Annotated in this window: 5 protein-coding genes; all 5 read right to left on the bottom strand. The window is 32.0% G+C overall.

All coding sequences use genetic code 11. The features are described 5' to 3' along the window. Window positions 1-503: hypothetical protein (locus AQ1689_RS08830; RefSeq protein WP_145993748.1), on the bottom strand; the 503-nt coding region annotated here is incomplete at its 3' end. Then, window positions 503-1,231, bottom strand: a complete 729-nt coding sequence (locus tag AQ1689_RS08825; RefSeq protein WP_101955861.1) for a hypothetical protein — start codon at window positions 1,229-1,231, stop codon at window positions 503-505. The genes AQ1689_RS08830 and AQ1689_RS08825, both read right to left, overlap by 1 nt. 2 nt (window positions 1,232-1,233) lie before the next feature. Next, window positions 1,234-2,895 (bottom strand): hypothetical protein, encoded by a 1,662-nt coding sequence (locus tag AQ1689_RS08820; RefSeq protein WP_101955860.1) that lies wholly within the window; start codon window positions 2,893-2,895, stop codon window positions 1,234-1,236. Between the two features lie 229 nt (window positions 2,896-3,124). After that, window positions 3,125-3,319 carry a hypothetical protein gene (locus AQ1689_RS08815; RefSeq protein WP_101955859.1) on the bottom strand — a complete coding sequence of 65 codons (195 nt, stop codon included), beginning with the start codon at window positions 3,317-3,319 and terminating at the stop codon, window positions 3,125-3,127. 150 nt (window positions 3,320-3,469) lie between these two features. Next, window positions 3,470-3,766, bottom strand: a complete 297-nt coding sequence (locus AQ1689_RS08810; protein WP_101955858.1) for a hypothetical protein — start codon at window positions 3,764-3,766, stop codon at window positions 3,470-3,472. Window positions 3,767-3,923 lie beyond the last annotated feature (157 nt).

The following is a 3,923-nucleotide window of genomic DNA, read 5'->3' as shown; positions in this document are numbered from 1 at the left end:
GCAGTTGCTTTTTTCAATGCTAAAGCTTGTTTTTGTTGCGATAGTTTCGAATTAGTAGAGCTGGTAGTTGAATTATTATTTAAGTAATTAACTAAATCTGTTTTTTGTTTGCTATTTGTTGCAACTGCTATTCTTTCTTCAACTGCTATTCTACGTTTAACTCTCTTAACTAATCGTTTTATTAATCTATTACCAGCGCCTATTGATGTACCTTTATAACCTTGGTCGTCTATATCTAGCCTACGAAATAAAGAATCTACTATTCTATTTATTTCTGATTGGCTGTTAATTCGCCCATAATCAAGACGTAAAGATGTTGCTTTTGCAGGTTTAAAGCCTCCTGTTGTTTTTACTAACCTAGTTACTTGCCTTGTCTTTGGTCTTAATTTGATTATTGGTTTTCTGCTTGTTGGTCGTCCAAACTGCTCTCTACCGTTACTATCCATAAACACACCACGACCAGGAACACCTGCTAAACCATATATATTTAATTTACTTTCCATTATGCTACTACTTTTTTAACTTGTGAATTTTTATTTTTGAAATAAAAAACGCCACCAAATAATAAAGCACCGCCTATAATTAAAGGCAAATTTTCTTTTGATAAAAACGATCCAAAACCTGCGGTATTCATTTTTTTAGCTGAATTAATAGATACCATATTTGATGCTGTTTGTGCAGTTTTAGTTGCTGCAATTTCAGCTTTCTTAATGTTATCTCGTTCTATTTTATAGTTTGCTATTTTTGTTTTTACTGCTTGAATTTGTGTTTCTAAATCTGTAATCGTTTTCTTGTTTACAACGATTACCTCACTAGCTTTTCTAAGACCTTCCGTCTGCTGGCGACCTAATAACTCATAAGATCCTTTTATTTCTCCTAGTGCTTTTTCAGCATCTTGCAATGAATTTTCTGCACGTTCACGCCTTCTTACGTTTTTTTTGCATAAACCTCTACCAATTTTACTAAACCAACCGTTCAAACCTAAAGAAATAGCAATGCTTTTTTCATTTGTTAGTTTTTGTGTTTCTCGCTCAATAATATCTTCTAATTTACGAATCGTTGCTTTTCTAGCTGCCCATTGACTTGCTTGTCGTCCATTTTTCAACTTACTGTACTTTCTATCAAATTCCGATTTATTAGACAAGGTATCTCTTGTTTTACCCTCTAATCTTTCGGCAATAGCCTTTGACGCACATACGCCGTTTAAACCTCTGTTTCTCATTAAATCCATTTTTAAACTTTTACAATTAATAATCCAGCCGCGGCAACGGCTAATCCGATGCCTACTTTCTTTTTTAACGACCTTTTGTTTTTTATGGATTTATCTTTAGAAATTTCGGTACTTAATCTTTTTTGAAAATCGAGTATTGCTAGTTCATTTGCCGTACGTAAACTTTGAGCTTCTTTTTTTAAAAAATACGTATATTTCGTATCGTATTTAAGCCATATTTTATACATTTCTCGTTGTATAGGTTGTTCAAATAAATACAATCCTTCGCCACCTATAAACGCTTTATATCTTAATCTACCTACCTTATCAATTAATGGTTTGACCTCAATTCTGTATCTATTTTCACGACCATCAGAATAGTTATTTCTTAAATGAGCTGTATTTTCCGAAAGCCACTTATTTGAAGTACCTTCAAAAGTTTCATCTCCTTCTCCATAAGGCAAAATTGGTTCAATTCCGTATTTACTTTTATTTTTTCGTAAAATTATAAAGCGATACTCTGCACTTATCGGAGCTTTTGTATTAGGAACAACAAAATACATTGTACGTTGATCGGTTGTTGCGGTTTTATGGAACATTTCAAAATCATATTTACTATATGATTTTATGAAATTTGCGTAAACAGCTTCAAATGCTTGTTTTATTTTTTCCATATAATTCAATGTAACCGTTAGGGTTTTACCTACACAATCATCATCTGATAAATAAGAAGTTTCACTTCTTAGATGTGCAATACCTAAATCCAATTCTTTGAATATGTCATTTAAAATATGCTGAATACGTGGTTTATTATCAAATAAAATAGCCTCGTCTAATAATTCTAATTTGTGTATTAACAGCGCTTTAAAATCCTTTTCGATTCGTACTTTTATTATCGCTAAATTATATCCCTGAACATCACACCCAAATAAAGCATCTGACAAAAAGATAAAACCTCTTACTAATAGTTTTACATATTCATCTAGCAATGGTTTTAGTGTTATAAATATTTGCTTTACAAGTTCTGTTTGCCAATTACCACCACCGCCACCACTTTTAGGACTTTCTGGAACTCTTGGCGGTTGCTGTTGCCCAGCTAAACCATAATTATTTATTTTAGCTCTCATAAAAACATCTGATTTTTGATAAAAATCAGGTTCTTTAATTCCTGCTAAAGTTCCATCTATGGTATAATATCCTAATTTTAGATTTTTTGGATTTTTTTGATTTTTTGGAACAATTACATAAACGTGCGAATAACCAGCGGTTGCACTTTGTTTGATTCTTCTTAGGAAATGATGTATTCCTAAATTTAAAAGAATTGTACTTGCAAAAATTGAGTAACTTTTACAGTCTATGCCGTTATAACGACTTGCCCACGAACACGCTGGACTTCTTAATTCCTGATTTAAGCCATCTATTTTGTATTGAAAATGATGGTATAAAAATGAGTGGATAGAAATAGCGGTTTCTTTGGTACTTTTACCTGCAAAAGTTACTGCAATATTTTTTGTATGATTTTGATATTTCTTTGACCAGATAGCCATATTATCAATTGCAGCTTTTGTATCTCCAGTAGTTAATTTGGTACTACTACAATTACTATAAGGCATTAAATGAGCGTATTGTTGCCCGCTTTTAATGTTCCTGTATAATGCTTGATTGATTGATTCTGCTTGATTCATTTATAACAATATCTGATTCGATACTGCAATAATAAAACAAGAAAAAAACATCATTTTAGGCTAGCGGCGTTTAGCAATGGCTAACACCGTTAAGTAAGATCTAGTGTACTTTAAAGTTGTTTAACATCGTTTAAGTTATTTTATTTTTACAAAAAAAACCGAACTATCTTTGATAGTTCGGTTAAAAAAATATTGTGCAATATTACAGTTATATTAGTGTTGGCAGTAATTAAGACTCATACCTCTTGGCAATAGTCATAATTAATTTAGCTGCTCTGTCAGTTGCTTTCTGATACTCACATAAACCTTCTTCGCCTTCTTCGCCTAAATCATCTGGGTCATGTCCACATCCTGCGTGTTGCTCTATCAATGCTGCTGCTGTTGTTAATGCACAATATAATCTTTGTCTATTTTTTTGGGTCATAATTTTAGAGTAAACTACCGCCAAAAAATGTATAATTAAAAACTAAGGCGGTGTTTTAGTTGTTAATCGTTAATAAACTACGTGCCAACACCAGCTAAAAAACATTAAAACGATTTTTTAGCTCCGAAACGTTGGCAAACATTAGTAGCTTTATGTTTTTCGACTATTTAAAGACACACAAATACCTGTACCATAACCATTTCCTGTTACATTAAAAATCGGGACTTTCCTATATTTTATCATAAGTAAGGCTTCTTTATCTTTTAGAAGCTTTTCTTTATCATTATAGTTTAGAATCCAGTTAGTGTTATCTGAATCATCGAAAGCATATCTTGTCGCTGAAAGAATTAACTCACCTTTAACATTTATTTTTTTTATTATTTTTTTAAAACCTTCAGTAAAATTTTTTCTTTTAGGAAATTTTGATTGAAAATAATAGAAATACATAATATTTTGAATTTAATTCACTCACTTTAAAACAGGTAGAGTAAAGAACCTTAAAAACGACTTGCCAATCGAGTAGACGGCTCCGACTAAAATAGTCGGAGTGCGCCTCTCACACCACCGTACGTACGGGTCTCGTATACGGCGGTTCGTAAATCAT

Origin of the sequence: Tenacibaculum finnmarkense (genome assembly GCF_900239185.1) — a bacterium.
Lineage (GTDB): Bacteria > Bacteroidota > Bacteroidia > Flavobacteriales > Flavobacteriaceae > Polaribacter > Polaribacter finnmarkensis.
The sequence above is the reverse complement of the archived record's forward strand: the minus strand, read 5'-3'. Positions and strand labels throughout refer to the sequence as shown.

Excerpts from the sequence above, each read along its gene's own strand:
- AQ1689_RS08825 (WP_101955861.1), bottom strand. The coding sequence starts at position 1,231 with ATGGATTTAATGAGAAACAGAGGTTTAAACGGCGTATGTGCGTCAAAG.
- AQ1689_RS08815 (WP_101955859.1), bottom strand. The coding sequence starts at position 3,319 with ATGACCCAAAAAAATAGACAAAGATTATATTGTGCATTAACAACAGCA.
- AQ1689_RS08810 (WP_101955858.1), bottom strand. The coding sequence starts at position 3,766 with ATGTATTTCTATTATTTTCAATCAAAATTTCCTAAAAGAAAAAATTTT.
- AQ1689_RS08820 (WP_101955860.1), bottom strand. The coding sequence starts at position 2,895 with ATGAATCAAGCAGAATCAATCAATCAAGCATTATACAGGAACATTAAA.